The 25686-nt window shown below is 65.9% G+C and carries 23 protein-coding genes and 4 pseudogenes; 11 read left to right on the forward strand and 16 right to left on the reverse strand.

The window, feature by feature from the left end; translation table 11 throughout:
• A pseudogene (locus GA0115234_RS42750) lies at nt 1–286 on the forward strand (helicase); the annotation flags it as partial.
• A gap of 72 nt (nt 287–358) precedes the next feature.
• Here the strand turns inward: GA0115234_RS42750 and GA0115234_RS42965 are convergent.
• Together GA0115234_RS42965 and GA0115234_RS00845 are read right to left on the reverse strand one after the other, a co-directional pair.
• Nucleotides 359–1972 (reverse strand): NAD(P)H-binding protein, encoded by a 1614-nt coding sequence (locus GA0115234_RS42965; RefSeq protein WP_256088517.1) that lies wholly within the window; start codon nt 1970–1972, stop codon nt 359–361.
• A complete protein-coding gene (locus GA0115234_RS00845) occupies nt 1969–4245 on the reverse strand; it encodes a leucine-rich repeat domain-containing protein (RefSeq protein ID WP_093538893.1) in 2277 nt (758 codons plus the stop codon). Before GA0115234_RS00845 ends, GA0115234_RS42965 begins: the two co-directional genes overlap by 4 nt.
• Nucleotides 4246–4560: 315 nt before the next feature.
• Between GA0115234_RS00845 and GA0115234_RS00850 the strand changes: the two are divergent.
• A pseudogene (locus GA0115234_RS00850) lies at nt 4561–4827 on the forward strand (transposase); the annotation flags it as partial.
• Between the two features lie 104 nt (nt 4828–4931).
• Here GA0115234_RS00850 and pip read toward each other — a convergent pair.
• Both pip and GA0115234_RS00860 read right to left on the reverse strand, forming a co-directional pair.
• On the reverse strand, nt 4932–5894 hold the full coding sequence (gene pip / locus GA0115234_RS00855; protein ID WP_093538894.1) for a prolyl aminopeptidase: 963 nt from the start codon (nt 5892–5894) through the stop codon (nt 4932–4934).
• 181 nt (nt 5895–6075) lie between these two features.
• Nucleotides 6076–6450: a winged helix-turn-helix transcriptional regulator gene (locus GA0115234_RS00860; RefSeq protein WP_093538895.1), complete on the reverse strand. Its 375-nt coding sequence runs from the start codon at nt 6448–6450 to the stop codon at nt 6076–6078.
• A gap of 97 nt (nt 6451–6547) precedes the next feature.
• Here GA0115234_RS00860 and GA0115234_RS00865 point away from each other — a divergent pair, with 97 nt between their 5' ends.
• Nucleotides 6548–7429 carry an NAD(P)-dependent oxidoreductase gene (locus GA0115234_RS00865; protein ID WP_093538942.1) on the forward strand — a complete coding sequence of 294 codons (882 nt, stop codon included), beginning with the start codon at nt 6548–6550 and terminating at the stop codon, nt 7427–7429.
• A gap of 258 nt (nt 7430–7687) precedes the next feature.
• Here the strand turns inward: GA0115234_RS00865 and GA0115234_RS42080 are convergent, their stop codons facing one another.
• Nucleotides 7688–7858, reverse strand: a complete 171-nt coding sequence (locus tag GA0115234_RS42080) for a hypothetical protein (protein ID WP_176729034.1) — start codon at nt 7856–7858, stop codon at nt 7688–7690.
• A 307-nt stretch (nt 7859–8165) separates the two neighbouring features.
• Between GA0115234_RS42080 and GA0115234_RS42085 the strand changes: the two genes are divergently transcribed.
• The 3 genes and pseudogenes from GA0115234_RS42085 (at nt 8166) to GA0115234_RS42975 (ending at nt 12735) form a co-directional block, all read left to right on the forward strand.
• Nucleotides 8166–10538, forward strand: coding sequence for a tetratricopeptide repeat protein (locus tag GA0115234_RS42085; RefSeq protein WP_161275524.1), 2373 nt, complete (start codon nt 8166–8168; stop codon nt 10536–10538).
• Between the two features lie 520 nt (nt 10539–11058).
• Nucleotides 11059–11361 (forward strand): annotated as a pseudogene (locus GA0115234_RS42970) (helicase-related protein); the annotation flags it as partial.
• Between the two features lie 84 nt (nt 11362–11445).
• The gene (locus GA0115234_RS42975) at nt 11446–12735 is read left to right on the forward strand and encodes a helicase associated domain-containing protein (protein WP_237540983.1); all 1290 of its coding nucleotides are present in this window, start codon (nt 11446–11448) and stop codon (nt 12733–12735) included.
• A gap of 309 nt (nt 12736–13044) precedes the next feature.
• Here GA0115234_RS42975 and GA0115234_RS00885 read toward each other — a convergent pair whose 3' ends face one another.
• From GA0115234_RS00885 to GA0115234_RS00920, 10 genes and pseudogenes are all read right to left on the reverse strand, one after another.
• A complete protein-coding gene (locus GA0115234_RS00885) occupies nt 13045–13323 on the reverse strand; it encodes a hypothetical protein (protein ID WP_237540975.1) in 279 nt (92 codons plus the stop codon).
• A 106-nt stretch (nt 13324–13429) separates the two neighbouring features.
• Entirely contained in the window at nt 13430–14233 is an 804-nt protein-coding gene (gene istB / locus GA0115234_RS00890) for an IS21-like element helper ATPase IstB (protein ID WP_370803722.1), read from the reverse strand.
• 79 nt (nt 14234–14312) lie between these two features.
• A complete protein-coding gene (locus tag GA0115234_RS00895; RefSeq protein WP_093538898.1) occupies nt 14313–14897 on the reverse strand; it encodes a GNAT family N-acetyltransferase in 585 nt (194 codons plus the stop codon).
• Between the two features lie 173 nt (nt 14898–15070).
• Complete coding sequence (locus GA0115234_RS00900) at nt 15071–15643, reverse strand: GNAT family N-acetyltransferase (protein WP_093538899.1); 573 nt, start codon at nt 15641–15643, stop codon at nt 15071–15073.
• 99 nt (nt 15644–15742) lie between these two features.
• Nucleotides 15743–15987: pseudogene (locus GA0115234_RS00905) on the reverse strand (ATP-binding protein); the annotation flags it as partial.
• A gap of 120 nt (nt 15988–16107) precedes the next feature.
• Nucleotides 16108–16245 (reverse strand): hypothetical protein, encoded by a 138-nt coding sequence (locus tag GA0115234_RS42090; protein WP_161275525.1) that lies wholly within the window; start codon nt 16243–16245, stop codon nt 16108–16110.
• Nucleotides 16246–16510: 265 nt separating this feature from the next.
• On the reverse strand, nt 16511–16912 hold the full coding sequence (locus GA0115234_RS00915) for a hypothetical protein (protein WP_093538901.1): 402 nt from the start codon (nt 16910–16912) through the stop codon (nt 16511–16513).
• A complete protein-coding gene (locus tag GA0115234_RS41730; protein ID WP_141718352.1) occupies nt 16912–18951 on the reverse strand; it encodes an integrase in 2040 nt (679 codons plus the stop codon). The genes GA0115234_RS00915 and GA0115234_RS41730 overlap by 1 nt, the downstream gene beginning before the upstream one ends.
• Nucleotides 18948–20450: a hypothetical protein gene (locus GA0115234_RS41735; protein ID WP_141718353.1), complete on the reverse strand. Its 1503-nt coding sequence runs from the start codon at nt 20448–20450 to the stop codon at nt 18948–18950. Before GA0115234_RS41735 ends, GA0115234_RS41730 begins: the two co-directional genes overlap by 4 nt.
• A 227-nt stretch (nt 20451–20677) precedes the next feature.
• Nucleotides 20678–22132, reverse strand: coding sequence for a site-specific integrase (locus GA0115234_RS00920; protein WP_237540976.1), 1455 nt, complete (start codon nt 22130–22132; stop codon nt 20678–20680).
• A gap of 77 nt (nt 22133–22209) precedes the next feature.
• On the opposite strand from GA0115234_RS00920, the gene GA0115234_RS42095 reads away from it, so the two are divergent.
• On the forward strand, nt 22210–22386 hold the full coding sequence (locus GA0115234_RS42095) for a hypothetical protein (protein ID WP_161275526.1): 177 nt from the start codon (nt 22210–22212) through the stop codon (nt 22384–22386).
• A 122-nt stretch (nt 22387–22508) separates the two neighbouring features.
• Here the strand turns inward: GA0115234_RS42095 and GA0115234_RS00925 are convergent, their stop codons facing one another.
• On the reverse strand, nt 22509–22736 hold the full coding sequence (locus GA0115234_RS00925; protein WP_093538902.1) for a hypothetical protein: 228 nt from the start codon (nt 22734–22736) through the stop codon (nt 22509–22511).
• 416 nt (nt 22737–23152) lie between these two features.
• Here GA0115234_RS00925 and GA0115234_RS00930 point away from each other — a divergent pair, with 416 nt between their 5' ends.
• The 4 genes from GA0115234_RS00930 (at nt 23153) to GA0115234_RS00945 (ending at nt 25617) form a co-directional block, all read left to right on the forward strand.
• Nucleotides 23153–23560, forward strand: coding sequence for a hypothetical protein (locus tag GA0115234_RS00930; RefSeq protein ID WP_093538903.1), 408 nt, complete (start codon nt 23153–23155; stop codon nt 23558–23560).
• 469 nt (nt 23561–24029) lie between these two features.
• Nucleotides 24030–24272, forward strand: a complete 243-nt coding sequence (locus GA0115234_RS00935; RefSeq protein ID WP_093538904.1) for a hypothetical protein — start codon at nt 24030–24032, stop codon at nt 24270–24272.
• A gap of 49 nt (nt 24273–24321) precedes the next feature.
• The gene (locus GA0115234_RS00940) at nt 24322–24771 is read left to right on the forward strand and encodes a DUF6879 family protein (RefSeq protein WP_343335914.1); all 450 of its coding nucleotides are present in this window, start codon (nt 24322–24324) and stop codon (nt 24769–24771) included.
• Nucleotides 24772–24816: 45 nt separating this feature from the next.
• Entirely contained in the window at nt 24817–25617 is an 801-nt protein-coding gene (locus tag GA0115234_RS00945) for a helix-turn-helix domain-containing protein (protein WP_093538906.1), read from the forward strand.
• Nucleotides 25618–25686 lie beyond the last annotated feature (69 nt).

The following is a 25686-nucleotide window of genomic DNA, read 5'->3' on the forward strand; positions in this document are numbered from 1 at the left end:
CCCGGGATGGTGCCCGGTATGGGACACCGGGTGGCAGCGGTGCTTCCGGCTCATCCAGAACCTGCTCCAGAACGGCGGGGTCCTGCCGGTAGCGGCCGGGAAGGTGATCGTGCAGGGCGAAGACCTCGGGCGCTGGGTGTCGGCGCAGCGGCACGGGTGGGAACAACTCCTTCCCGCACAGCAATGGCTCCTGGAAAACGTCCTCGGCATCGAACCCACCGAAGAAGCAGAACGGCCAGTACGACGGACACAGGACGACATGTGGGCCCTCAACCAACGCGGTTGATCTGCGATGTCCCACCGTGGACGGGTCCCTGAAGCCGCCGCGGCACGACGGCTGTCGCGGCGGCGGCCCGGTTCACGCCGTCTCAACGCCTACATGAGTGCGGTGATGTCGAGGCTCATCAATCTCGTCGAGCAAGGCGATTGCGAAGTCGTGGTGAGAGATGCGGCTGGCAGCGTCGGCGGAAGCGGTGGAGTAGCGCCCAGAGCGCGTGCCGTCAGGATCGAAGTCGCCCGATGGACTGACGATCAGCCAGTCCAGCGCGGTAGTCGAGGTGCGCAGCACACCTGCCCCGGCTGCATGAGCAAGGCAGAAGGGCCGGTACTCCGGCGGAAAGCCGGGGCTGTCCATCAACGGCGTCCCGTCGGCGGTCTCCAGAACGGCCGCCAGGCCGACGACGGCCAACCGGCCCACACCGGCTTTCGGCAGCCCGTCCAAGAGCGCTTGGGCAGCGGTTTTGAAGAACACGTCAGCCTGGGCGCCAGGGTCGTAGGCAGCCATGATCGCAGCGTCATGCCCGTTCGCGAGGTCCGCAACGGCGTCGGTGACGGTGACATCACCGACAAGCAGGCGGACTCCCGCCTCGTAATCCGAGGACAGGCGCATGCCCAACTGCCCCGACGCCCAGATCCGGTCACCGGTCAGCAGCGCCCGCAGCATCGCGTGCTGCCAGGGTGTCAGCGTGTCCGGGCTGCCGGGTTCGGCGTCGCCGAGCGCGAGGACGACCAGATCCGCGGCCTCTGCCCATGGCACCCGGTCCTGGTTCTCGATACCGGCGATGGCCCGTCCGACTGCGTCCAGTGCGGCGTCCCGGGAGGCGGCGGGCAGCCGGTGGAGCGTCGGGACGATCAGCCGTTCCGGGGAGTTGAAGCAGAAGCCGGTCCTGGGCTCCATCCCGTACTCCTCCGGATCGACACTGATCGCGCCCAGCTCCGCGACCAGCACGTTGATGGCCGCGGCCGGGACATCGGGGGTGGCGATCCTGCTCAGCGCCACCGCTGCCGCCCAGCGGTCGGGGTCGTCCACGTCGGCGAGCATCCGCTCCAGAAAGGCCGTGTCGGACCGGTCCCCGCAGGCGCCCGCCAGCAGCCCGATGGCGATGAGCACCGTCGTGCGGTCACTTCTGGGCAGCGGGCTCCGGACGCTCAGCCGGCGCAGCGCGGGCAGGATGTCCGCCGCGCTGCCAGGGAACCAGGCCAGGAGATGGGCCGCCTCGGCCGCGATCCCCGGGTCCTGGTGGTCTAGCAGGGGCACGATGGCCAGCACGCCCGCTGCGACGGCCGCATGGGTGGCGGCCTCGAGTTCCCTGTCCTGCTGCGGCCAGTCGGCGAATCCGGCCTCGTCGTAGCCGTCCGGCAACAACTCGGCCTCGTCCTCGCCGACGACCAGATGACGCAGGAAGACGAGGACGCGGGCCGGGTGAGGTGTGGTCTCCTCGGCGAGCATGTGCAACAGGAACGGCACGGCGTGGAGCGTGGCCTCGTAGACGCTTCCCTGGTGGTAGAGGTTGGACCACATACGGTCCCACGCCTGTGTCCGGCGTTCCCGGTCGCCGCGGACCAGAGCGCGCAGCTGCTCCGGGACGTCGGTCGCCGGGCCGTAGGCGTGTCGGAGTTCGGCCCAGGGCACCTGGTCGAGTTCGTCGAGTGGGCGGGTGCCGGGCGACGGTACGGCGCGGTCGGGTCTCACCGGGCGCTCCCCGGGGCCTCGGGTGCGGCGGTGCGCTGGGCCTGCCGCCACGACTGGAATTCGGGTAGGGCGGCGATGTCGGTGAGGTCGCCGAAGGACGGGTCGCGGGTGAGGATCTGGTCGGCCACCCGGTAGGCGTCGTCGGTTCGGCCGAGGGCGAGCAGGACGCGGACCTGAGTGTCGCGGACGAAGTCGTATTCCGGCCCGGCGGCGACGGTCAGCGCCTGCTCGACGGCGGCGAGCGCGCGCTCGGGTTCGCCGCTGTGCAGCAGATGCCAGGCGAGGGCGTTGCCGGTGCGGCGTTTGACTTCTTCCTGGAAGGCGCCCTCGTCGGTGAAGTGCCAGATCTGTCCGGGTATCAGGGAGAGTGTCTGCTCGGCGTACCGGATGAGTGTGGCGGTCAGCCGGGGCCGGTCGGCGTCCGGGGCGTTGTCGACGAGTTGGCCGAGGGCGTTGACCAGGCCGTAGTGGGCGTAGAGCTGGTCGTAGTCGGAGTGGCAGGCGCCCGGGGTGCAGAGCGTGACGGCTTCCTCGAAGGCGGTGACGGCTGCCGTGTGGTCCTGCGCGGTCTGTTTCTCGGCGCCGGTCCTGACCAGGGCGTGCACGGACTGCCAGTTCGGGTCGTGGACGACCTCCTTGGTGCCGGTGTCCCGCAGGTCGAGCCGGGTCCGCGGAAACGCCGTGCGCAGCCGCTCCAGCGTGGGCCGGTCGAGCTTGGTGTACCGCAGGCCCGCGAACTCGAGTCGGCGCAGTCCGAAGAACGACTCTGGAAGGGTGGTGAGTTCGTTGAACGACAGGTCGATGTGCCGCAGGTTCGGCAAGTGGGTGAACGCGTCGTCGGGCAGTGCGCGGAAGGCGGTGCGCGCCTTCCGGCCGTCGAACGTTTCCTTGGCCCAGCGGTCGATCTCCAGGTGTTCGAGGGTGGTGATGTCCCAGATTCCGGAGAGCAGGTCGCGGCTGGGCGGGGGCTGGTTGGAGCCCGGGGCGCTGCCGCTCAGGCGCAGGACGCGCAGCCGGGGCAGCCGGGCCAGGTCGGGCAGCCGCGTCAGTCGGGCGGACAGGGAGTTGCTCAGGTTGAGTTCCTCCAGTTCGGTCAGGTTCAGCAGCTCGTCGGGGACTGAGGCCAGCCAGACGTACGACAGGTCGAGTGTCCTCAGTCCGGTCAGGCGGGTGACGATCGGGGGGAAGTCGACCAGGGTGTCGCAGTGGTAGCCGCCCTGGTGCTGGCGGGACAGGTCCAGTTCGCGCAGCGTGTGCAGCCGGGCGAGCGTGTCGGGGAGCGGGCAGGTCAGCCGTGCGGCGCGCAGCACCTCCAGGCGGTCCAGGTCGCCGAGGGAGTCCGGCAGGGCTGTGAAGGCGTTGCCGGAGATGTCCAGCAGCCGCAGGTTCCGCAGCCGGCCGATGGACTCGGGCAGCCCGGTCAGCTGTGTCCCGGCCAGGTGGAGTTCTTCGAGGGCGGCCAGCTCGCCGATGCGCGGGTCGATTGTCTTGAGCTCGGCGTTGCCCTCCAGGGAGAGGACCCGCAGGTTGGGGAAGGAGAGGAGCTGCTCGGGGAAGTGCCTCAGCTTGCGTCCGGACAGGTCGAGTCCTGTCACCTCCTCCGCACGCACCAGCAGCGCGTCCAGCTCCTCCAGGGCGGCCAGATGGCTCGGCCGGACCCCGGCGCGCAGCACCTGCCGCCCCTCGCGCAAGGCCTCCGCGATCTTCCCCTCGTCGGCCGTGCCGTCGTCGTCGAGGAGTTCGGGCAGCAGCACGGTGTCCAGTTCCTCGTCGGTGAAGTCCACCGGGCAGTTGGACGGCCCGTTCTCGGCGACGAGCAGTGCCTGCGGCTGCTCGGCGAAGGTCATGCCGAAGTACGACACGCTGATGACGATCCGGGCGCGGGTCCGCCCGCACACCACGAGCCAACCGCCGTCCCCGTATGAGCCGCAGATGCCGCCGGTCACTTCCAGGTCCCCGCGCACCACCACGTTGGGGCAGCCGGACAGGAACACGTTGCGGGCCCGCAGACTGCCCGTCACCATGAAGAAGTTGCCGTCGCAGTCGTCCCACCAGTCCAGGTCACCGTCGACGGTCAGATCACCGTCCACGACGGTGTTGTACGGCACCCAGTCGCTGTCGCCCTCCGGCTCCAGATGGCCCGCGACATGCAGACCGCCCTCGTACAAGCGGATCTCCTGCTCGTCGGCGAACTCGGCGTACGGGTAGCCGACATCGGCGGAGACCCGGAACCGCTCCTCCGCCTCCTGGGCGCTGATGAGGCGGTACCCCACGGGTGAGTGCACCGTTGTGAGGGCGGGGGATACTGACGGGCTGCTCTGGGATTCGTCATCGGCCATCTGTGGTCGCTCCGTGGGGTGAAGTGCCCGGTAAGGCGGATTCGGTGGGGAAAGCGCGAGGCGCGATCGGCCGGGGCGGGCCGCCAGGCCGACGGGTACATGCGCTCAGTGGGCCTCGGCCTGCACGTCCGCGCGGAAGACCGGCAGACCCTCGCGGAGCCGGGCGAACAGCAGACCCCGGTCCAACATTTCCCTGCCCCCGTCCTCGTCAACGGCGAAGACCTCGTCCACCAGCAGCTCGCGCAACTGCTCCTGGCCGACCGCGGCTACGACCACGACATCTACCGACGCCGGATTCGCGAGCTGGGTATCCGCCCGCTCATCGCCCGCCGCGGCACCGAGCATGGCAGCGGCCTGGGCAAGAACCGCTGGGTCGTGGAAGCAGCATTCGCCCTCCTGCACTGGTTTCGCCGACTGCGTATCCGGTGGGAGATCCGCGCCGACATCCACCAAGCCTTCCTCACCCTGGGCTGCGCGATCATCTGCTGGCGACGCCTGAAGCCGTCGCTTCAGTGACGTCCCCACCCGATCTCCTGCGAAATCCGACACAAACCGTGCAATGTAGGCGTGTGTAGTCGGTACGGCGCCCAGCGATGACGACCCCAGGCTGATCACTGCCATCACCGCCCGTCGAATCGCTCGAGCACAGCACGCACGTGCCTGTTCATGGCGGCGCTGCCCTTGTGCCCGGCGTCGTCGAAGACCACCAGTTCCGCGCCTGGCCAGGCGCGCGCGAATTCCCAGGCGGCACCGAGCGGGCAGCTCAGATCGTGCCGGCCATGGATGATCACACCGGGGATCGCGGCCAAACGCCCGGCACCCCGCAACAGCGCGCCGTCTTCCAACCATCCGTGGCTGGCGGCGTAATGGGCACAGATCCGCGCGAATGCCTGCACGGCGTCCGAGGCGTGGTCGCTGTAGGGAGCTGGTTTGCCATTGGGCTCCAAGGAGAGGACGGCGTCCTCCCAGGCTGCCCAGTTGAGGGCCGCCTGCGCCCGTATCGCCGCGTCAGGGTCTTCCAAGAGCTTCACATAGGCAGCGACCAGGTCACCATCGCGCTCGCCTTCGGGTACGCCGTTCCTGAACCGCGCCCACGCCTCGGGAAAGAGCCGCGCGACCCCTCCGCGGTACAGCCAGTCCACCTCCGAACGGCCCATCATCCAAAAGGCGGGAAGCACCATCTCCGACACTCGTTCCGGATGCCGTTCGGCGTAGGCGACCGACAGTGCCGAGCCCCACGACCCGCCGAAGAGCAACCACCGTTCAACCCCCAGGTGCGCACGCAACTGCTCCATGTCGCGTAGCAGCAGCTCAGCTGTGTTGAGACGCATGTTGGTCGCAGGATCGCTCGCATGCGGCGTGCTGCGTCCGCACCCCCGCTGGTCGAACAGGATGATCCGGTAGCGCTCCGGGTCGAATGCCTTTGGGGTGCCGGACGGACTCCCGCCCCCGGGTCCGCCGTGGACGATGAGCGCGGGCTTGCCGTCTGGATTGCCGCGCACCTCCCAGTACACGAGATTGCCATCCCCGGTGTCCAACATGCCGCGGTCATGGGCTTCAGTCGAGGTGAAGGCAACAGGCATGCAAGAGCTCCTACTTCGGCAATACGGTTGTCCTGGACCGTACATGCATCCCCGCCGCCGCCAAGGCGGGCTAACCGACAGCCCATCACCTGGGTCGCATTCTGTTAGCACTCCTTAGTCACCTGGACCGGCACCTGCCCCACCTGCCGACAACCCACCCCATGGCAGCCTACGACACCACCTAACAAAGCCCTACTAGCGCCTTCTCCTCTGGCCGTCGAATGGTCGGCCGCTCGCGGCCCCAGGCGGCCAGCGGCTGGAGTGCGTCGTTGAGGCGCATGCCGTCCTCGGTCAGCGAGTACTCGACGCGAGGCGGCACCTCGTCGTAGGAGACGCGGTGCACGACGCCGTCCGCTTCCAGTTCACGTAGGTGAGAGGCCAGCACTTTCTCCGTGATCCCCGGAAGCAGTCGGCGCAGCTCGCCGAAGCGACGGCAGGGGTGCTCGTGGAGCGCCCAGAGGATCAGCACCTTCCACTTGCCGCCGATCACCTCCATCACGGTGTCGATCCCGCAGACGTGTCCGTCTGGTGTGCCCGGCCGGTTCAGCGTCGTCATGCCCCACCCCTTCTGACGTGCTCGCTAACCCCGAGGTAACCACCCACTACCAAGTGCGTACTTGATCACCTACGGACTTGTGACCAGCCTAATCGGCATGGCACAGAACACTGTTCAAAAGACTCCCGTCACGATGCTGGGCCTCGGCACGATGGGCACCGCGCTGGCCCGCACCTGGCTTGCCGTCGGCCACCCACTCACCGTCTGGAACCGCACCCCAGCCCGCGCCGCGGCACTCGCCGCCGAGGGTGCAAGGGTCGCGGACACCGCCGCTGAGGCGGTCGCAGCGAACACCCTGATCGTCCTTTGCCTGTTGGACGACACCTCGGTCGATGAGGTGCTGGCCGGCACCGACCTGGCCGACAAAGACCTGGTCAACCTGACCACCAGCACCCCCGCCCAGGCCCGCGCCCGCGCCGAGTGGGCCCGCGAGCGTGGCGCCCGTTATCTGGACGGCGGGATCATGGCTGTTCCTCCGATGATCGGCGTCCCGGAAACCGGCGGCTACGTCTTCTACAGCGGCTCGCGGGAGCTGTTCGAGCGGCACCAGCAGACCCTGGGCGTCCCGGCCGGCACCACCTACGTCGGCAAGAACGCGGGCTTCGCGGCCCTGCACGATGTGGCTCTGCTCAGCGCCATGTACGGGATGTTCGCCGGTGCCGCGCACGCCTTCGCCTTGATCCGCAAGGAGGACATCGATCCCGCGTCGCTCGCCCCGCTGCTCGCCGACTGGCTCGTCGCGATGGCCCCGGCAGTTCACCAGACGGCTGACCAGTTGCGGAGCGGCGACTACACCAAGGGAGTCGTCTCCAACCTCGCCATGCAGGTGGCTGGCACGCCGACCTTCCTGAGCACCGCCGAGCAGCAGGGCGTCAGCCCGGAACTACTAAGCCCATACTTCGAGCTAATGCGCCGCCGCCTGGCCGAGGGCAGCGGCGAGGAGGACCTGACGGGAGTGATAGACCTGCTGGTGCACTGACGAGCCGCTTGCCGCCACAGAAGCCACCGTGCTGGTCACAGTCCTCAACGAGACGCTGTGACCAGCACTTGCACAACACGCCCTACAAGTCCTCACAACCCGCCGACCTCGTAGACGCCCGAGGACGCGGGGCCACCTATCGATCGAAGTCACAGATATCTTTCCGGCCCGAAAATCCGCAGATGCCCCGCCTGTGCGGCGCGGTCGTCACGGGCGGCTGAACCCCAACGCATGACCGCCCGGGTTGGGCCGTGCCGTTCACCGGCGACCGCGGACGGCGCGGATGACGTCGGCGGCAGCGGTGAGGACCGCAGCGCGGTGGTGGGAGTCGGTGCCGCGCATGGCCAGCCGCACCACCAGCACCGCTGCAGCGGCCACCGCCACGACCACTCCCAGGGCGGTGATCAGCCCGATCGAGATGGGATCCACTGGAGGACTCCTTCCAGCTCGCTGGTACCGCGTCGCTCGCGGCACCAGCAGGAGACCGTATGAATCCAACTCGACGACAGGGCTACCGGAATCGCACGACCTCGGGCGTTGCCCGGCAGGTCAGCGCTAGTGTGCGGTCTCCGGCGACCGGAGACACCGGAAACCGTGCATGAGGAAGAGGCGGATCAGGGTGGGGATCACACACCCAGGCAAGGAATCTCTGTCAAGGGAGCTGAAGGCGCTGGAACAGAAGGCCGGCGTCGTCCCGCGCAGTCCCACGAGGGGCCGCGCAGCGGTCATCCGGAGAGTGGAGAAGAGATCCGGCACAAATCTGCTGGACGCGACAGTCAGTGACTGGGTGCTCTCCGGAGCGCCAGCCCACGAGTTCGAATACCTGTGGGCGTACGTGGAGGTGCTGAACCAGTCCGCCTACGGCATCCGACCACCGGAAGCGGCGGAAGCCGACAGAAAGGCATGGTTCGCGCTGTGGTCCCGTGCGCGGGAGGCAACGGAAGGCGATGGGGCGGCCCGCCGACGAGCCCCGAGCGGACGCGGGGACGCGGACGCGGAACAGGCCCAGGACCGGGCGATATTGGAAGCCCGTGAGCGGCCCGGGTGGCTGGTGCAGGAAGTCCGTGACCCCTTCGCCCTGGAGGTCCACCGTGCGATCGAAGCCCCCGGCGATGACGGAACCAGCCCTTTACCAGTGCTGCCGGTGTATTTGGAGCGCGAACACGACGCCCTGCTTCGTGAGTCGGTTCTTGGCGCCCAGCAGGGGCGCAGCGCACTGGTGACCTTGATCGGTGGTTCCTCCACCGGCAAGACCCGTGCCTGCTGGGAGGCCGTTCAACTCCTTCCCGAGGATTGGCGATTGTGGCATCCGATCGAGCCGAACCACACTGACGCGGCGCTCGCGGGCCTGCCGGAGGTCGGGCCCCGCACCGTGCTCTGGCTCAACGAGATCCACCACTATCTGCTCACCAGTGACCCGGCCGTCGGCGAGCGGGGCGCGGCCCTCTTGCGTGAACTGCTGCGTGCCCCCGGGCGCGGCCCCATCCTGGCGTTCGCGACCACCCACCCAGACGACTGGGCCCGCCTCACCGCCACCTCGGCTCCGCCTCACGACCGCTACCCCCAGACCCGGGCTCTGCTCACCGGGGCCGGCGTCAGCGCGCGGATCCCAGACCAGTTCGTCTGCGACCCCGCTGCCCTGGCCCAGGCGGCACAGGCCGACCCGCGCATCGCCGAGGCGTCCGCCTTCGCCGATGACGGACAACTCACCCAGTACCTCGCAGGCGTGCCGGCACTCCTGGAGCGCGTCGAGCGGGCCTCGCCGATGGCCCTGTGCCTCATCACCGCCGCGGTGCAGCTGCGCCGCCTCGGCCACGGCCTGGCGGTGCCCTCGGGGGCGCTAGAAGCCACTGCAGCCTTTTTCGCCCCTGACCAGACGTGGGACGAACACGCTCGCCCCGGGTGGCTCGAGAACGCCCTGGAGTACCTTTCCGCCCCATGTCGGGGCGTCCCCGGCCCCCTGAGCCTGATCCGACCCCGGCCCGGCACGCCCCCACCGGACCAGCCGCTCTACCGGCTGTCCGACTACCTTTTCGAACTCGGCCGCTACGAGCTGCGCCACGACTGCCCGCCCACGCCGTTCTGGGAAGCCGCCCTGCGGTATGCCTACACCGACGAGGACCGCCGGGCCCTGGCCCTATCCGCGTACGAGCGAGGGCGTGTACGTGTGTCCGCTTCGGTCTCGGACGGTACGGACCTCCTCGGCCTGTACGACCGCGCCTCCGCCTATGTGCTGGGGCAGGAGGCCGACAGGGCCCGTGCGGAAAACGCGCTGGCCAAGATCGACGAGCAGCGGGCGTCCGGGGAACTCCAGCGCAATGCCTTCATGCGCTACGTCTACCGGCGTAAGGAAGCACACTGCCTCGAACGACTCGGCGAACCCGAGCGGGCCGCGGCCGTCTGGCGTGAGCTCGCAGACCAGGGCAACACGGATGCCTTCGTGCGCGTGGGACGCCAATGCCTGGCGATGGGGCAGCGGACGGAGGCTGAGAGGTGGTTCCGGCAGGGCGCGGAGGCCGGTGAGGACGACGCCATGCAGGCGCTAGTGTTCCTGCTTGCCGAGGATGGGCTGTTCGATGAGGCCGCCGAGTGGACCGAACGGATCGCACGGCCTGCAGAGAGCGGGGACATCTACACCTATTCCCGGCTGGCCTACTGCTTCGAGCGGGCAGGCAATCTCTCGCAGGCCAAGATCTACTTCCGTAAGGCGATCGACGCCGGGCTCGTGGACTGCTACCAGGACCTGGTCCGGCTGCACTACGAGGAAGGTGACGTCGAAGGGGCCCGCCGCCTGTACGCGGAGGCGATCGACGCGGGCGAGACCACCGGCCCCATGATGCGAGCCGAGAAGCACGGTAAACACGCCGAGGCCGACGACCTTGCCTTCACCGCCCGCGACCACGGCCGCACCATGCAGCCACTTCGGCTGCTGCTGTTGCATCGGCTGCAGCAGCCAGACACCGTCGCCCCGGGAACGGCCCTCGCGCGCAAGGCCATCGACGCCGGCGAAGCATTCATGGTCAAGGGAGTGTCCGACGAGCTCTTGGAAGCCGGGCACCACCGTGCTGTCGAAGCCCTGCAACGCATCTTCGACGAGGCCGACGACTGACGACCGCTCCGCCATCACCAACACCACACATATGTTCACCACGAAGAGAGCCCAGGTCAGCCTCGACCCGTACACCTCACCCTCCGGTAAAACGGACGAGGCGCACCGGACGAGTGGTGATGCGGAGAAGCCCTGGGCGGCCGTGCATGATCAGGGTCGGATTCCGGCGGTGCGGCGGTTGTATATGACGGCGACGCCGAGGGTGTGGGAGGCCCGGGATGGCGGGGCGCCGCGACTGGTCGCGAGCATGGACCCTGACAGCGATGTGTTCGGGCCTGTGGCTTACGAGCTGTCGCTCAGTGAGGCCGTGCGGCGGGGGATTGTGGCGCCGTATCAGGTGGTATGTCTGGACATTCGTGATCCGGGGCTGCATGCCGCGCTCCTGGAGGAGGGGGCCGGGTCGCGGGCGGCGCGTGGGGCGAGGCTGGCGGCGGTCCAGACCGGGCTGATGCACGCGGCCGCCAAGGAGAGGTTTGCGAGGGTGTTGTCCTTCCATTCCCGGGTGGAGGACGCGGAGGCGATGGCGGCCGGGGTGCCGGCCGTGGCGGCCGCTCTGGCCGAGGAGGACCCGCAGACGTACCCGGGTGCGGACCGGGTGTGGGCGGACTGGCTCTACGCGGACCACTCCCCCACCCACCGCCGCCGGACACTGGCCGAATTCGCCTCGCTTTTTCTTGACGGGACGTCTGATAAACGTGCCGCATTGCGCGTTCTCAGTTCCGTGAAAGTGCTTGGGGAAGGGGTGGATACGGCGGAATGCGATGCGGTTCTTTTCGCGGATGCGCGTGGGTCGATGGTCGACATCGTGCAAATGGTCGGGCGCGCCCTGCGGACGCGTCCCGGTCGTGGGAAGCTCGCGACTCTGGTCGTGCCGGTATTCCTCGGTCCGGGCGAGAACGCTGATGAAATGCTGACCTCAAACGCCTACAGCACCCTCGCGAAGGTCCTCGGGGCCCTGCGGGCACATGACACGGACATCATCGAGGCGCTGACCGACCCACGGGTGCGCAGCGGCCGGAAGAGCACCAGCGACGCTGATCACGACGACTACGACGGCGGTGGCGAGGACGTCCTGGACGACGACGGCGGGGACGTCCTGGAGGACGGTGCCCTGGTGCGGGCGCGGGTGGGTGAGGGGGCGGCCGGAGTGCTGCGGTTCAGCGAGGAACGCGACCCTGCGGTCCTGGCGCAGTTCGTGCGGCTGCGGGTCATCGATCCGGAAGGGGCGTACTGGCGGCGCGGGATCGAGGCCGCCACGAGGTGGCTGCGCGAGACCGGGAACACCGCGCTGCGGGTGCCGTACGCGTACGTCACGCCGGACACGGAGGACTGGGGTGGGGCGGGCGGGTACCCGCTGGGGCGGTGGATCGCCGACCAGCGGCGCTACTACAACGACGGCACCCTGGAGGCGGAGCGTCTCGTGGAGCTGGAGGCTCTGGGGATGGTCTGGGCCGAGCGGGACGCGGCCTGGGCGGACGGAGTGGCCGCGGCCCGGCTCTACACCGCCGCCCACGGCCACTTCCTGCCCCCGACCGGTGCGGTGTGGGCGGACTACCCGATCGGGGTCTGGGCCAAGAACGCCCGCGCGGCGGCCCGCCGGGCCGCCGAGAACGACGAGCTCCGCGCGACCGGCCAGCCCGTGCCCTCGGCGGCCGGGGCGATGACCCAGGCCCGGCGGGACGAGCTGGACGCGATCGATCCGGGATGGTGCCCGGTATGGGACACCGGGTGGCAGCGCCGCCTGCGCCTGGTCCAGAACCACGTCCAGGCCGGCGGAACCCTCCCGGAGACTGCGGGCGACGTGGTCGTCCAGGGCGAAGACCTCGGACACTGGGGCACCGCCCAACGCCACGGGTGGGAGCGGCTGGCGGCCGCGCAGCAGTGGCTGCTGGAGAACACCCTCGGGATCGAGGCGGCCGAGAAGGAGAAGCGGCCGGTGAAGCAGACGCAGGATGCGAAGTGGGCGGTCAACCTCGCGGCGGCACGGGCGTTCTTCGCCCGTGAGGGGCACCTGCGGGTGCCTCGGAAGCACGTCGAGCAGGTGGCAGTGGAGGAGGAGCTGTCAGGCAGTCAGGGCGGTGCTGACGGGCCCGTGGTGGTCAAGCTCGGCACGTGGCTCGACAACGTCCGCAAACGCTCCGGGAAACTCCCCGAGCAGCGCCGTGCGGACCTCGATCAGCTCGGGATGCGCTGGTAGACGGCCGGTCGGGATTCTCGCGTACGCGGGCAGGGATCCCGGCGAATGACCCCTGTTTTCGCTGGGCAGTTTTGGCCCCACTAGAACGAGTTGTTTTGGCCCCACCCTCGATCGGGTGACGTTTCGTGGGTGTCCTGGGACGGAGGCGGTCAGGTGCAGATGGCGGTCCGCGGCGGCCGGTAGCGTGTGTTCCACGGAGCCCGCCCGGCTGCTTCCCCTGACAGGAATGCGGACGGGCGGGCGCCTTGTTGGCGCCCGCCCGTGGGCAAGGAGCTCGCAGGGGTGCCAGCGGAAGGCGATGCCTGCCGGTCAGGTCGTTTCTGCGTCCTGGGTTTGGGATCCATCGCCGGTCTCTTCGGCGGGATCGACCGAGCGGTAGCGACCCATGCTCCAGGAGATCAGAACGGCTCCAAGGGGGGCCATGCCATAGAGCACGGGGAAGTCCTTGCCGAACCTGGTGATGAGGAAGGCCAGCCCCGCGAGGGCGAGAACCAGGAGCGGGCGTCTGATGACGTGGCTGCATACGATCGCCAGTCGGCGCCGCACTCCGTGCGCTTTGGTGAGCTTTATCCAGCCCGAGGGTGACATGACGTCAGCGTAGTCCGCGCCGCAGTTGGGCAGGGCTCGTTCGAGTCCTGCAATGGCCGAGGCCCGGGGACTGGGACACGTGAGCCATTGCCCCGGGCCGATATAGTCAGGCTGCTACTGCCGCCTTGCGCTTGGCGGTGGTGCTGGCGAGGCGGAACAACTGGGTGCCGGTCTCGATGATGTGGGCCTCGAAGGTGAGGCGGTCGACGATGGTCTGGCAGAGCCGCTTGTCGGTGAAGGTCCGGTCCCACTCGGTGAAGGGCCGGTTCGACGCGATCGCGATCGCGTGCCGTTCCTCGCGCTCGGTGAAGATCTGGAACAGCAGCTCGGCGCCGTGCCGGTCGAGCTTGACATAGCCGAGCTCGTCCAGGCAGAGCAGGTCAACACGACCGTACTTCTTGATCGTGCGGCCGAGCTGCTTGTCGCCAGCGGCCTCGGCCAGCTCGTTCACCAGGTTCGCCGCGGTGGTGTAGCGAACGCGACCGCCGGCCTCGGCGATAGCAGTGCCCAGTCCGATCAGCAGGTGCGACTTGCCGGTGCCGGAATCACCGATCAGGCAGAGCGGGTTGCCAGCCTGGACCCAGGCCGGCTGGGTGAGGGTGTTGATCACCTCTTGCGGGACGTTGGGGTTCTTCGAGAAGTCGAAGTCCTCGATCCATTTCGGACGGGGGAAGTTGGCTTCCTTGACCCGGCGGACCTTGCGGCGGGCGTCCCGGTCCTCGCACTCGCTCCCCAGCAGGTCGGCCTGGAAGTCCGCGTAGGACGCCTGCTCGCGCAGGGCCTGGGCGGCGAACTCGTCCCAACGCGCGCGGATCCCGGACAGGCCCAGACTCCGGCAGGCCGCGTCGATCACCCTGCCCTGGAACTCGGGCGTCGTCGAGGGACACGTCAACCGCATCAAGATGCTCAAGAGGCAGATGTTCGGCCGCGTCGGCTTTACTCTCCTGTGGAAGCGGGTCCTCCTCGCCCGGTGACAGGCCGCTACACGATCAGACAGCGACTTTGGCCGCCACCCGGGCAACAAGCTTTTCGCGCACGGATGGCCACTCGTCCACGAGGACGCTGTAGTACAGCGAATCACGACGCGTACCGTCCTGACGCACCATGTGGCTGCGCAACGTCCCTTCATAGGCCAGCCCCAGCCGCGTCATCGCCTGCTGGGACCGCACGTTCAGATTGTCGGTTCGCAAGGCAATTCGAGCAAGGCCCAGATCGTCGAAGGCGTGGGCCAACAGCAGAAGCTTGGATTCGGCATTGCAGGGACCGCCCCAACAAGAACGATCGAACCAAGTCGCACCTATCTCCGCACGACTCTCCGCGAGGTCAAGCTCATACAGGCTGGTCGAGCCGATCACTGTCTCGTCCATGAGGCGCTGGACGGCGAAGCATCTCCTCGCCCGATCCGCCAACATCTGGCTGATCATCTCCCGCGTCTCTATCACGGAGCCGGGGCGAGGCCGAGGCATCCAACGCCAGACCTCAGGATCCGACGCTGAGGGGAACAACGTCTCTGCGTGATCGACGGACAGCGGAACGAGACGGACAGCACGGCCGAGGAGGGAGTCATTGCTCATCGCTGCACCATAGCTTCGGGATTACTGCCCCATCGTCGATGCGTAGATCATGTCGCCATCACGCACAGCAACCGCTGCACAGAAGCTGAGCCAGAACCCTTCGAGGGACAGCATTTGTTCGTGAGTTTGGGCAGCGGAAACGGTGCAAGTGGCACCCAGAATGTTCACGAAATTTAGCGGTGCTCCGTGGGAGCGGTCGACGACCCGAGGTCGCCGGGCAGCAGGGAAAACAGAACCAGGTCGACTTGAGCCCCGTGCACGAAGCCAGCGTTTCGCAGGGTGCCTTCGCGGTGAAAGCCAGCCTTGAGTGCGACCGCCTGGGACGCGGTGTTTTCGGTGGCAGCTCGCAGTTCCATCCGTTGGAAGTGTTGGTTGGTCAGGAGCCAGTGCGCCAGCATGCGGGTTGCTTCGGCTGCGATGCCGCGGCCACGCGCCCAGGGTGACACCCAGTAGCCGACTTCGCTTACCCGCGCTCGCCAGTCCGTCTTCTTCAAGCCGACTTGGCCCATCAAGCGCTTGGTGCTGGCGTCGGTGATGGCGAATTGGATGCCGTCGCCGCTGTCCCGCATGGCGTGTGCAGTGGTTGTGCACCAGGCTGTGGCATCGTCCAGCGTGTAGGGCTGGGGCAGCGGAAGCCATCGTTGAGTGAGGGCATCCGAGCAGCTTGCGCGTGTGTCCGGGATGTCACCGGTGTCGAATGCGCGGAGGACCAGCCGTCTGCTGTGTAGGACCGTCTCGGGGAACACGTCCGGCTCCGTTCGCAACCAACGGATTGATCGAGAGACGGTAACAAGAGCCGCCGGTCCGAAGATCGGCGGCCTGGTCAGAAGCGGACAGTCCGCCAGTCAGCTGGTTGTGGCTTGCTCTTCGGCTCGTGCTCGGGTGCTGGCGAGGCGGTAGGAATCGGTGCCGGTCTCGATGATCGTGCCGTTGAGGTCAGGCGGTCGACGATGGCCGCGCAGAGGCGAGGATCCGTGAACGTCTTCGTCCAGCCGCCGAACGATTCGTTTGAGGCGATGGCGACGCTGTTCTTCTCCTCGCGTTCAGTCAGGACCTGGAACAGCAGTTCGGCGCCGTGGCGGTCGAGTTCCCGGCCATGAAGGCGCCCCCTCCCGGGCTGCGGGAGGGGGCGGTCGTTCCCCGCTAGGGCTGGGGCAACGGTTCTCTGAAACAAAGAAGCGGATTGCCGCCCGCGTCGGCTCGGCGGAGTTCACCGCATCCGGACCACGGTCAGCGTCCTGTGCCGCCCCGTCCCGGCGAGGACCTCCACGACCAGATCCGTCTCCACCCGCATGTACGGCTCACCCCCGGCCCGCCGCTCCCCAAGCGCCTCAGCACCGGCCAGCACAGCGCCAATCCGGGCAGCGAGGACCGGCTCCAGACGCCCCGACAGCCAGACCGGGCCACCCTCATCCCCTACCGCCAGGGCCAGATGGTGCGGCCTGAGCCACGGACCGGTAAATCCGATCACCAGGGCGTCGACCGTGTCCGCGTGCCGCACTTTCACCCACCCGCGCCCCGACGGATAGCCCGCGCCGCCCCGCTTGCAGTTCCCTGTCAACTTCAGCGTGTTGAAGCGGAGCTGGCCGGAGGCCGAGGCCGCAGCCCCTGCCTCACCTCCTGGCGATGACGTGGACCTTGCCCCTTGCCTCGGTCAATTGTTGGCGAAACTCTTCATTTTCAAGTTGTGCGAGATGGAGGGCACCGATGAGGACCTCATTGTCCGCCTTCAGCTGCCGGATCTCTTCGGCGTCGTCCTTCCGTAGCCGCTTCAGCCTGGACACCTCCCGGCGGAGGCGTCGTTCGCTGTCTGGTATCTCACCGAGGGCTCGCACCTTCTCGTAGAAGAGGTTCTTGAGGTCTACGTGTCGTTGTGTAAGCGCGTTGCGGGGAACTCCGGCTTCCGCAGCCAGTGCAACGATTGTTAGAGCCCCATTTGAATTCTCTGGATGGCCACCGATGATTCGGTCCATGGCTGCTTTGATGCGGGCGCGTTCGTCGTGGGCGGGGCTCACTATTTTTCCTTAGAAACGATGCGGGAACGATCGTGATGATTTGCGATATCGCGGAGGAGTTCAGCTCGGGCTCGTATTCGATGACCGAGGGGATCTGGAACGTTGAGAGCCTGCTTTTCCAAGGATTCTGCCTCCTGTCTCATAAGGCGGGCATGGTTATCGTGTCGCGCGATGTTCGAGCATGACGAAATGCATCGATCCAGGCGGGGTGATTCTTTGTTCGTGACACGATTACAGAGAGCGCGGTCTGGCTTATAGACGCACATGAGCATGGCCGATAGGTTGTCGTAGACCGCCAGTGATGGGTTCTGAAGAATCGCACGAGCCTGTTGCGCAGTGACGACGGATCCGGCGAATTGAGGGGCATTCCGGGCCGCGGTAATTGCTCTCCGAGCTGCTGGGCCAGATACTCCTGCACCATTCACCAAGTCATCGTTGAGTTCGGCAAGTGTGTCGGCAACTGACAGAGCTGTTTCAATGTCCAGGAGGTCGTGGATACCATCCCGACTTCGGGATGCGTATCCAGCGCTCATAGCAGTGCGCATATGCCCGTACTGAATTGCGAGCGCGACCAGTCCGCCTGGACGCCTTGCTATGTGCCAGGCCAATGTCCGGCGGAAACGGGATACCCCGACAGCTCCGTACTCGTCCGCTGGAATCACCTCATGAGGGCGCCCGAAGCGCTTGGCAAGGCCAGAAGCCCACGTGGTGAAGTTCTCGATCCTCTTGTTCATCGTTTGCGGTACAGTGCCGCCGAACAGATACCCTTCTGGTGTTAGGAGCTCAGCGATGCGAATAGCCTTGACCACCGGGTCAATCGCCACCCATGGCACATCGCGAAGAATTCCCTGGGGAACATGATTCCCCTCGTCGTCGAGTGCCGTCTTGAAAACGCGACTGTAGATCAGATGCCTCCCTGAATCCAGATCGGGGCAACATCCCTTTTCGAGCCCCTGAACTTCACGCGGGCGCATTCCAGTCAGGTACGAGACTGCTATGTAAGCCGCAGTGACCAGGTGCCGCTTAAGGTCCTCAACCTCCGAGTAGTCGATGAATTCCACCCACGGAATCCCGTCGATTCTTCCAACTATTTTGGTGAGAACCGGAGCAGGCCCACTGGCAGATAGAAGGAGATTCCTCCAAGGCCCTCTAACAACCCGGTGATGGACCTGACGGGTTGATGCACCCGTAACGAAGGAGATGTACTTTGCTGCGAGTCCGGTTCGGTTTCCAGCAGCCTGACTGGGCGGCGACTTTCCGGCATCTACCAGCCCTTCCAGATACTCATCAAGCGAGGACAAATCCGCCTGAGTGGCGGGCGTCAGCTCACTTTGGGTCAATATTTCTTCCCTTCTTTCGATAGCTCGAAGAATGTCGTCGGAAAAGTCATCTACGACGCGAAGAGCCCATATGAGCAATGGGCCCATGGTTTGAGGGGTGATCGGTTCGGTGACATTCTCACCCGAGGGTGAACGGGCCGGAAGGAAGTCATCTGCTCCCTCACTGAGCCACGGTGGTTCGCAGATCCCGATAGGCAAAGGATTCGAGGAGTCGAGAGCCCACAGTCGCGTGATAGATGCCAGCACTTTCTGAACTGAATCGCGCGGCCGGCCTCGGATTGACAGATGAAGCGCATACGCTCGCAAGTTCTCAGGAGTGCAGTCGCGCAATGAAGTATGCCCTGATTCCTCCAGCCACTGACAGAAGGCTCGCCATTTCATGACCGTGGGATAGACCTGCCCTGGAGACACCGTGGTTCGCCATCGGGACGGCTTCCCTATGAGGAAGTTTGCAGGCAGCGACGTATTGATCAGCAGCCAGACTAGGTGGCGCAATTCTGCTTGGAATGAGACTGGGAAGCGATCCCAATGAATCGCTGCTTTTGATGTTCCTGGCCCATGAGCTAGGCCAGCCAAACTCCAGGACCGGTCTCCGAAGCAGGGAACCACCCCGGTGAAACCCTCAGTTATCAGACCAGGAAGAATGGCATCGGTGTCCGGGGACGGGCAAAAGTCAACCTCTTCAACGGCAACGGTCACAGATCGTACTTCCCTTCCAGGAGTCGTCCGACAACTTCCTTGTCAGCCGACGAGACTCTCGCCAACGATTCACTCCAGACAACATCACTCAGTCGCGCCTTCAAGTCCTCCAGGCGCATAAAGGGAGAGCCCCACTCCTCTGCCCATACCTCGTCTTCCAGGACGGAGCGCAGACTGGCTATCGAGCGATGCAGGTACGCCAAGCGGGGATGATGTTTTGGATGTATCCGCGCGTTCGGGCAGGCCGTGCACATCAGGAACGAGGCATTGCAGCCCATTCCCGGTTCGGTGAATGGACTGTTCTCGTAGTCGGAGCAATCCGCAGTGGGCGTCTCCTGCCCGCCGGCCTCGGCGGACACGCCCAACTGCGCACGCAGAACAGCCTGCTGAGCATGGGCTAGAGCGCCCTCAGCTCCCTCCGCGATGATCGGAACGGAGACTTCCTGAACCTGGGGCTCAGGGAGGACGTAGACGCTGTCGTGGGTTTCCTGGCTGTTCTGACCGGGTTCTCGACGATGCAGTGCATTCACTGTCTTGCGCATCCTGCGCAAGGGCGCACCGGTCAGGCCCGTCTCATTCAGCCAGCAGTCCGCAGCATTCTTAGTGAGTCCGATACTGAACGGTGTAACGGGAGACAGGTTCCTCGGCCCTGGCAGGGAGTTTCGCCAGATCAGGAGGAAGTCGAGGCTACTGTCGGCAGCGGTGACGAAAGCCCTGGCGTGAGACGTCGCCTCCAGTGCCTGTGTGATCAGTCTCCCTGGGGCGTCGGCACCGCTGTCCGTGGCATTCCTCGTCTCGAAATAGCGCCCGGCGCCCCGTCTGGGTTTTTCCAGCTCCATCCGGTAGGTGGGAAATTCATCCGATCCGCTGTCGGAGATGGCCCGCGGTGTGCGCATGCCCGATACGACCGTCGCGTTCAGCCCAAATTCCATGACAAGCAGAACCGACAGCGCATAGGCTTCGGCGCGACTGAGGAATAGGCGCCCCCACGTCCACTGGGCACCTGATCCCCCGAGCGCGGTGACGTACTTCGAGAGAATCCGCTTCTGCCCATTGTTTCGAATGATGTGCGGAACGTAGCCAGTCTGGGCAAGGGACTCCAAGGATTCCCCAACGAGCCAATCACGAGTGTGCGGATCGAAGGCGCCAGCGCGCCATTGATGCAGATGTGCCGTGTTGGATTGGATCCTGATGTGAGCGGATCGGAATATCCTCCGAGCAGCTGCACGCACCTCTTGAAACTCGTCCGAGGTCAGTGCTTTCTCTCTGGATTTGACGGCTGGAATCCGCTTGGCCATCGCAGATCTTGTCGCCTCGCCCAGTTCCTCTTGTTTGCGCAGAAAGCTGCCCAGCGAGGCCACTTGGTGGTAACCGTAGATGCCCTCGGGCCGACGCATCCGCCATCTGCCCCACAATGCTGGTGTGAGGTCTTCAAGCTTCTCGGGAGGGCTTTCCTGTTCGACACAAAAGCGACCGAATGCGAGAAGGTAGAACCACATGGCTTTGCTTGATTTAAGCGAGTCCCAACCTCCCCCTGGAGCGCACTTCGCGGAGAACCACCGCGCGAAAGCATGCTGCAACTCAGCGCTCACGGGAATCTGGTCGAACTCGAATCTGCCGACGTTTCCCTTCTTGTCGCGATGCTCGACTTTCAGCCCATCGTTCGTACGAGGGACTGGCCTGTGATGTGGCGCTTCTGGCAACGCGGCCTTCCGCCCTCGACGGCTCACAGAACTGCCCAATCGTCGCGCAGATCCTGAATCCGTCCCGTTTCCGCTGCAAGTTTGGCGAGAACCCAAGAAACATCGTCACCTTCCGGGCCAGTCGAGTCGCCTGATACTCGCCCAGGTATAGCAATCAGAGAGTGCAGTTGCAGGTCGGAAACGGGAGCCAGATAGATATTCCGAGTGGTTTCGACGTCCGCATGCCCAAGTAGGTCCTGGACCATACGCCAGGGATCTCCATAAAGAAGAAGAAAGTCCCGGCGTTCTTTAGGTGTCAGACCGAGGCGGACATCCATTACATGGTGAAGCGCAACCAGCATGTAGAGCGCGAAAGAATGCCGACACATGTGGGGGGTACAGAAAGGAGGCTCAGCTACCGTTTCAGCCAGAACCTTCTGACAGCGGTCCGTAGCAGTGCGGAATATCCCCTCCCACGAGGATGGCTGGAGCGGCAGACCCGACTCGTTGAGCCATACCCAAAGCGGTTCAGGACCGTCGGGTCCTTCCACGAAAAGAAGAGCTCGCTCCTCGACGCTTGCCTGTGCCAGCGCCGTTTTCCCTACCGTCCCATCACGGTCGCGCCAATGAAGAACTTTCAAGCGGTGCCCAGAGACGGAAGTCACAAGACGCAGATGCGAAAGCCTTTCATACCTGCCCTGACGTTGGGCCCGGCGGATGCTTGCCGCCCGGGTCGATTCGCAGTAGGTCTCAATCTCACCCACGACTGGGTTCGCGATGTAAAAGGTTCGAGCACGCTTGGACTTCGTTACCACTGGAGCAAGTCGGCTTGCATGGTAGCGGCGCTCGTCCATCGTCATTTTCGGGATCTCCAGCGTAAGGAGAGAGGCCCCCTCAGTGAGCCGTACGCCGGACGAGAACAACAGATTAGCGAAGGCCGAATTGCGATCTGCCAAGCGGCCGGCCCAGGCCGCGTCGGGAACCCCTTCGGCAGAGAACCCGCGCAAGCCAACGTCGACCCATCGGCGGAATGCCCTGGGCGTCAGCCAGCGCACATTACTGGACCTCGCATCTTTTGCCCGGGCGGCAGGCACCTCCACCACCTGCCCTTGCCGCCCGATCGCCTCGCGTGTCTCAATCGGACTCACAGGAACGTACTGCCGCTTGACCGCCCATGAGTACAAGCGGCCCAAAGCGGCAAGGCCGCGGTTCCAACGGGCGCCGCCGACCTTCTCCGGATTTCTTATTGACCTCGTCCGCCAGTCCTCAAAGTCCCATAGGTCACTGGAATTTGCCTCATCCCAGTTCTTGCCCCGGACCCACAAGAAGTCGAAGAAAACGCAATAGTCGGTCGTATAGCTTCGCTTCGACTCCGGCTCAAGACGGGAAAAGGACGAACGGGCCAGAAACTGGCTCAGCCGTCCGTCGACCTGGCAGTTGGGCGACAACAGAATCGGAGTCCCTGGCCGGATCCCTGCACGTATCTCGCGTTCTTCCAAGTCCTCCCAACCGCACAGTGCCGACACGCGGGTCGTCTCGACGACCCGCCTCGTCGGCACCCAGTAGACACGCCACCTTGACACCACGAACCTCCCTGCTGAGCTGCTTCAACACGCAGATTCAACAGGGAATTGCAGACGATCCCCTCAATGCCCTGCTCGCGCAGGGCGTCGTACCAGAGCACGGCGACGTCCCGGTCAACGACTACTTCCGCTTCCCGGCCCGCGCCGTGGTCACCTATAACCTCCCCTGACGCGCACGGTGGAAAGTCTGACCAGTTCAGATGGCGTGTCCTCTATCGTTGTGGGTCGCCCCACCAGTCCCGCGATGCTCAGCATGAAAGACCGTGGTGGAATGCTGGCGTCCTTGGACACATCACTTCGGCGTCTTGTCCTTGCAACTCTCCGAAGCTCTCACCACGCCGAAGACAACGGGGAAATCGGTGATCTGCTGGTTCGGGTTCGGCCGGGAGTTGCAGATCTTCCACTCAGCCGGGTCGTCCACCGGACGGTCCTGTCCGCTCGCGTCCTCGAAGGTCATGTCGAGTTCGGAACTCATCTGCTCGTATGCACGCCCGGCGTTGCCGCCGATGACATCCGGCATGGTGGCGGTGACCGGCCGCTCGGGGTTTTCCGAGCGACGCGTACTCCTGCAGCATGCCCGCCGACAGGGCCCGGACCTCGCTCTGACGTCCTTGCCGTCAACCAGAGAGCCCAGGCCCTCTACCGGCGACTGGGCCTGCACGAGGTCACCTGGCACGGCGAGAAGATCAGGGTGTCCCTCAAGCCGTCTCAGCCCGGCCCGATCCACAGATCTTGACAATGACTCGTGCAAATCGGCTCACCTCCGCTCGCGCGGAGAGCACAGCAGAAGTGACTTGAATCGCCCCCTGCCTGGCTTCGGCCGGTGCAGGGGGCGGTTTCGTGCGTCCGGTGGCCTTTACCAGTGCACTCAGACTCCCCATTACACTTAGTGATCCATCACTCACGTTGGGTGATTGCGCGGTATGGGAGAGTTTCTTGAACATCAGCAAGGGCCTGATCGTAGGTTCAGCCGTAGCCGCGCTCGGCGTGACGGCGGCGCTCGGCGGAGTCGCCATCGCCGGCACTCCCGCGGCGACCGCGAGCGCTCCCTACGCCCAGGCGGCCGCAGTCGTGAAGGCCGACGCCACGGTCACCCGGGCCAAGGGAGTGGTACGCGTCGACAAGGTCGACACCGGTCGCTACTGCGTCACGATCGCGGACGGCATCGACTGGACCAAGAGCGTGCCGCAGGCCACCCTGGGCCCCGGCGCCAAGTGGCACGGCGAAGTCCGAGTCGCCGCCGGGACTTCCGGCGTCTGCGGCCAAGACCCGCACAAGCTGGGCGTCTACACCGGCATCAACGGCGCATACGCAGACCAGCCGTTCAACGTGGTCATCCCCTAACCAGAACCTTTCGTACAGCCGGAAACCCTGGGCACGATCCAGCAGCGGCACCACGGAACATTGAGCGCTCCCGGCCACCACACGGCGGCCGGGACGCACCAGTGCCGGACACCCGTGCGCGATGCTCCTCACCATCGCGGGAAGAGGGTCGCGGTCACCTCCGAGCAGATCGTCACCCGCAACCTGCCGGCCGCCCCGCCAAAGGGGTCTGCCGCCGCACCACACCATCCAGCCCAGACCCTGCTTCGTCACCGAGCCCTAGAATGGCTGGCCTTACACCAGACCGCCGCCGCTCATGAACCACGCCCCCTGTCCGGCCCTGGCCAAGACAGGGGGCGGTTTCATGCGTTCAGGGTCAGCAATCGCGCGCACGGCTTCACCCGATTCCATCTCCCGTGCGACACGGCCGCGTCATGATGGCGGAGAACGCGTAGAAACTTGCGCAATCACCAACCTGGCGGAAGCAGCCATGACGTTACATTTCATCGCAATGGACCCGGAGACGAACGGCGACCACTGCCCGACCATCTGGTTCGACGACGATGTGCAGGAGTTCGTCATCCGGGGGTGGAAGGCGGGCCCGGACCTGAAAGCGAAGTGTCTGGAGAGCGGGCCGATCCCGGAGACCGAAGCGGTCGTCCGTCTGCCTGTCCGCATGGCCGAGGTACTGAGCGAGATGCTCGATGCCGCAGCCGGTACCGCCGTTCGCTGAGCTTCTGGCGCAGTGCACCACCTCGGCTGTGCACCTGGAGACTCGGGACGTGTACGCGGTCGACGAAGAAGACCAAGACCTCAAGGCGTGGCGCGCGGGCGACCTCGCGCCCGTCGACGACCGCAGTGCCTGGTGGGGCTCGTTCCACGATGCCGTGGCCGAAGCCGTCGGCCGAGGTGTCGCCGTACAGCGGACCCGGGTCATCAGCCTGCCAGCTACGGAGTACATCCAGTTCGAGCACGCGTGCACCTCGCTTAACCTCGCGGCCGGGGAAGATGTGCGGTGGCTCCCCCGGTTCCAAGCGCTCGGCCTGCTCCTACCCGCCCACGACTTCTGGCTGTTCGACGGCCAGCTGATCCGGTGGCACCACTTCGCTGGCGACGGCACCCATGTCCACGACGAGCTCGACGACCGCCAGGACACGGCTGGGCAGACTGCGGAGGCGTTCCGGGCAGTGTGGGAGCGGGCCATCCCGCATCAGGAGTTCACGATCAGCTGATGGCTCCCTCTCCATCAAGCCCGCGTCCAGGAGGCACGCGACCGCGTGGCGGTTCGTCTGCGCAACCTCCGAGCCGACGCAGGCCTGACGGGGCAGCAGCTGGCAGAGCGCCTCGGGTGGCAGGGATCAAAGGTCTCCCGTCTCCAGAGCGGGCGGTCGCAGCCGTCCGACGACGACATTCGAGCGTGGTGCCGGGCCTGCGACGCGGAGGACGAGGCCGCTGACCTGATTGCGGCGTCCCGCCAGGCGCAGCAGATGTACACGGAGTGGCGTCGTGTCCAGCGCACCGGACTCCGTGGCGTGCAGCAGGCTCGGACGTCGCTGTACGACCGAACCAAGGTGATGCGGGTGTACAGCTCCAGCGTCATCCCGGGCATGCTTCAGACCCGCGCGTACGCAGCCGCGCTGCTGTCAGAGATCGCCCGCTTCAACCGCACGCCCGACGACTCGGCCGCGGCGGCCGACGCACGGATGGAGCGGTCGCAGGTGATCCACCGCGCGGGCCGCCGCTTCCCGATCCTGATCGAAGAGTCCGTGCTGCACCGCCAGATCGGCGGGCCGGATGTGATGGCCGACCAGCTTGGGCACCTGCTGCAGATGGCGGGGCTGCCCTCGGTGACGCTCGGCATCATCCAGGCGCCGTCCGGGGCGATGTGGCCGCTGGAGACATACACCGTCTTCGATGCCGAGCAGGTGACGGTGGAGCTCCTGACGTCGGCGATCACGATCACCGCTCCGTCCGAGGTGGCCCAGCACGTGTCCGCGCACGAGGAGATGAGCGCGGCAGCGGTGCGAGGACCTGGGGCTTTGCGTCTGATTGCCAGGGCCGTTTCCGCGCTCGCGTAGAAACGCGTAGAAACCCAGGCTGGCCGCTGTACTCGGACTCCTATCGTCGTGATGTTCCTCACCGACCGC

The organism is Streptomyces sp. DvalAA-43 (assembly GCF_900091725.1).
Classification (GTDB): domain Bacteria; phylum Actinomycetota; class Actinomycetes; order Streptomycetales; family Streptomycetaceae; genus Streptomyces; species Streptomyces pulveraceus.

Bases quoted from the DNA above. Each gene is read 5' to 3' on its own strand.
- GA0115234_RS42975 (WP_237540983.1), top strand. From the start codon at position 11,446: ATGCTGACCTCAAACGCCTACAGCACCCTCGCGAAGGTCCTCGGGGCC.
- GA0115234_RS41735 (WP_141718353.1), bottom strand. From the start codon at position 20,450: ATGTGGTTCTACCTTCTCGCATTCGGTCGCTTTTGTGTCGAACAGGAA.
- GA0115234_RS00860 (WP_093538895.1), bottom strand. From the start codon at position 6,450: ATGACGACGCTGAACCGGCCGGGCACACCAGACGGACACGTCTGCGGG.
- GA0115234_RS00925 (WP_093538902.1), bottom strand. From the start codon at position 22,736: ATGCCGGATGTCATCGGCGGCAACGCCGGGCGTGCATACGAGCAGATG.
- GA0115234_RS00895 (WP_093538898.1), bottom strand. From the start codon at position 14,897: ATGAGCAATGACTCCCTCCTCGGCCGTGCTGTCCGTCTCGTTCCGCTG.
- GA0115234_RS00865 (WP_093538942.1), top strand. From the start codon at position 6,548: ATGGCACAGAACACTGTTCAAAAGACTCCCGTCACGATGCTGGGCCTC.
- GA0115234_RS00935 (WP_093538904.1), top strand. From the start codon at position 24,030: ATGACGTTACATTTCATCGCAATGGACCCGGAGACGAACGGCGACCAC.
- GA0115234_RS00885 (WP_237540975.1), bottom strand. From the start codon at position 13,323: ATGTCACCCTCGGGCTGGATAAAGCTCACCAAAGCGCACGGAGTGCGG.
- pip (WP_093538894.1), bottom strand. From the start codon at position 5,894: ATGCCTGTTGCCTTCACCTCGACTGAAGCCCATGACCGCGGCATGTTG.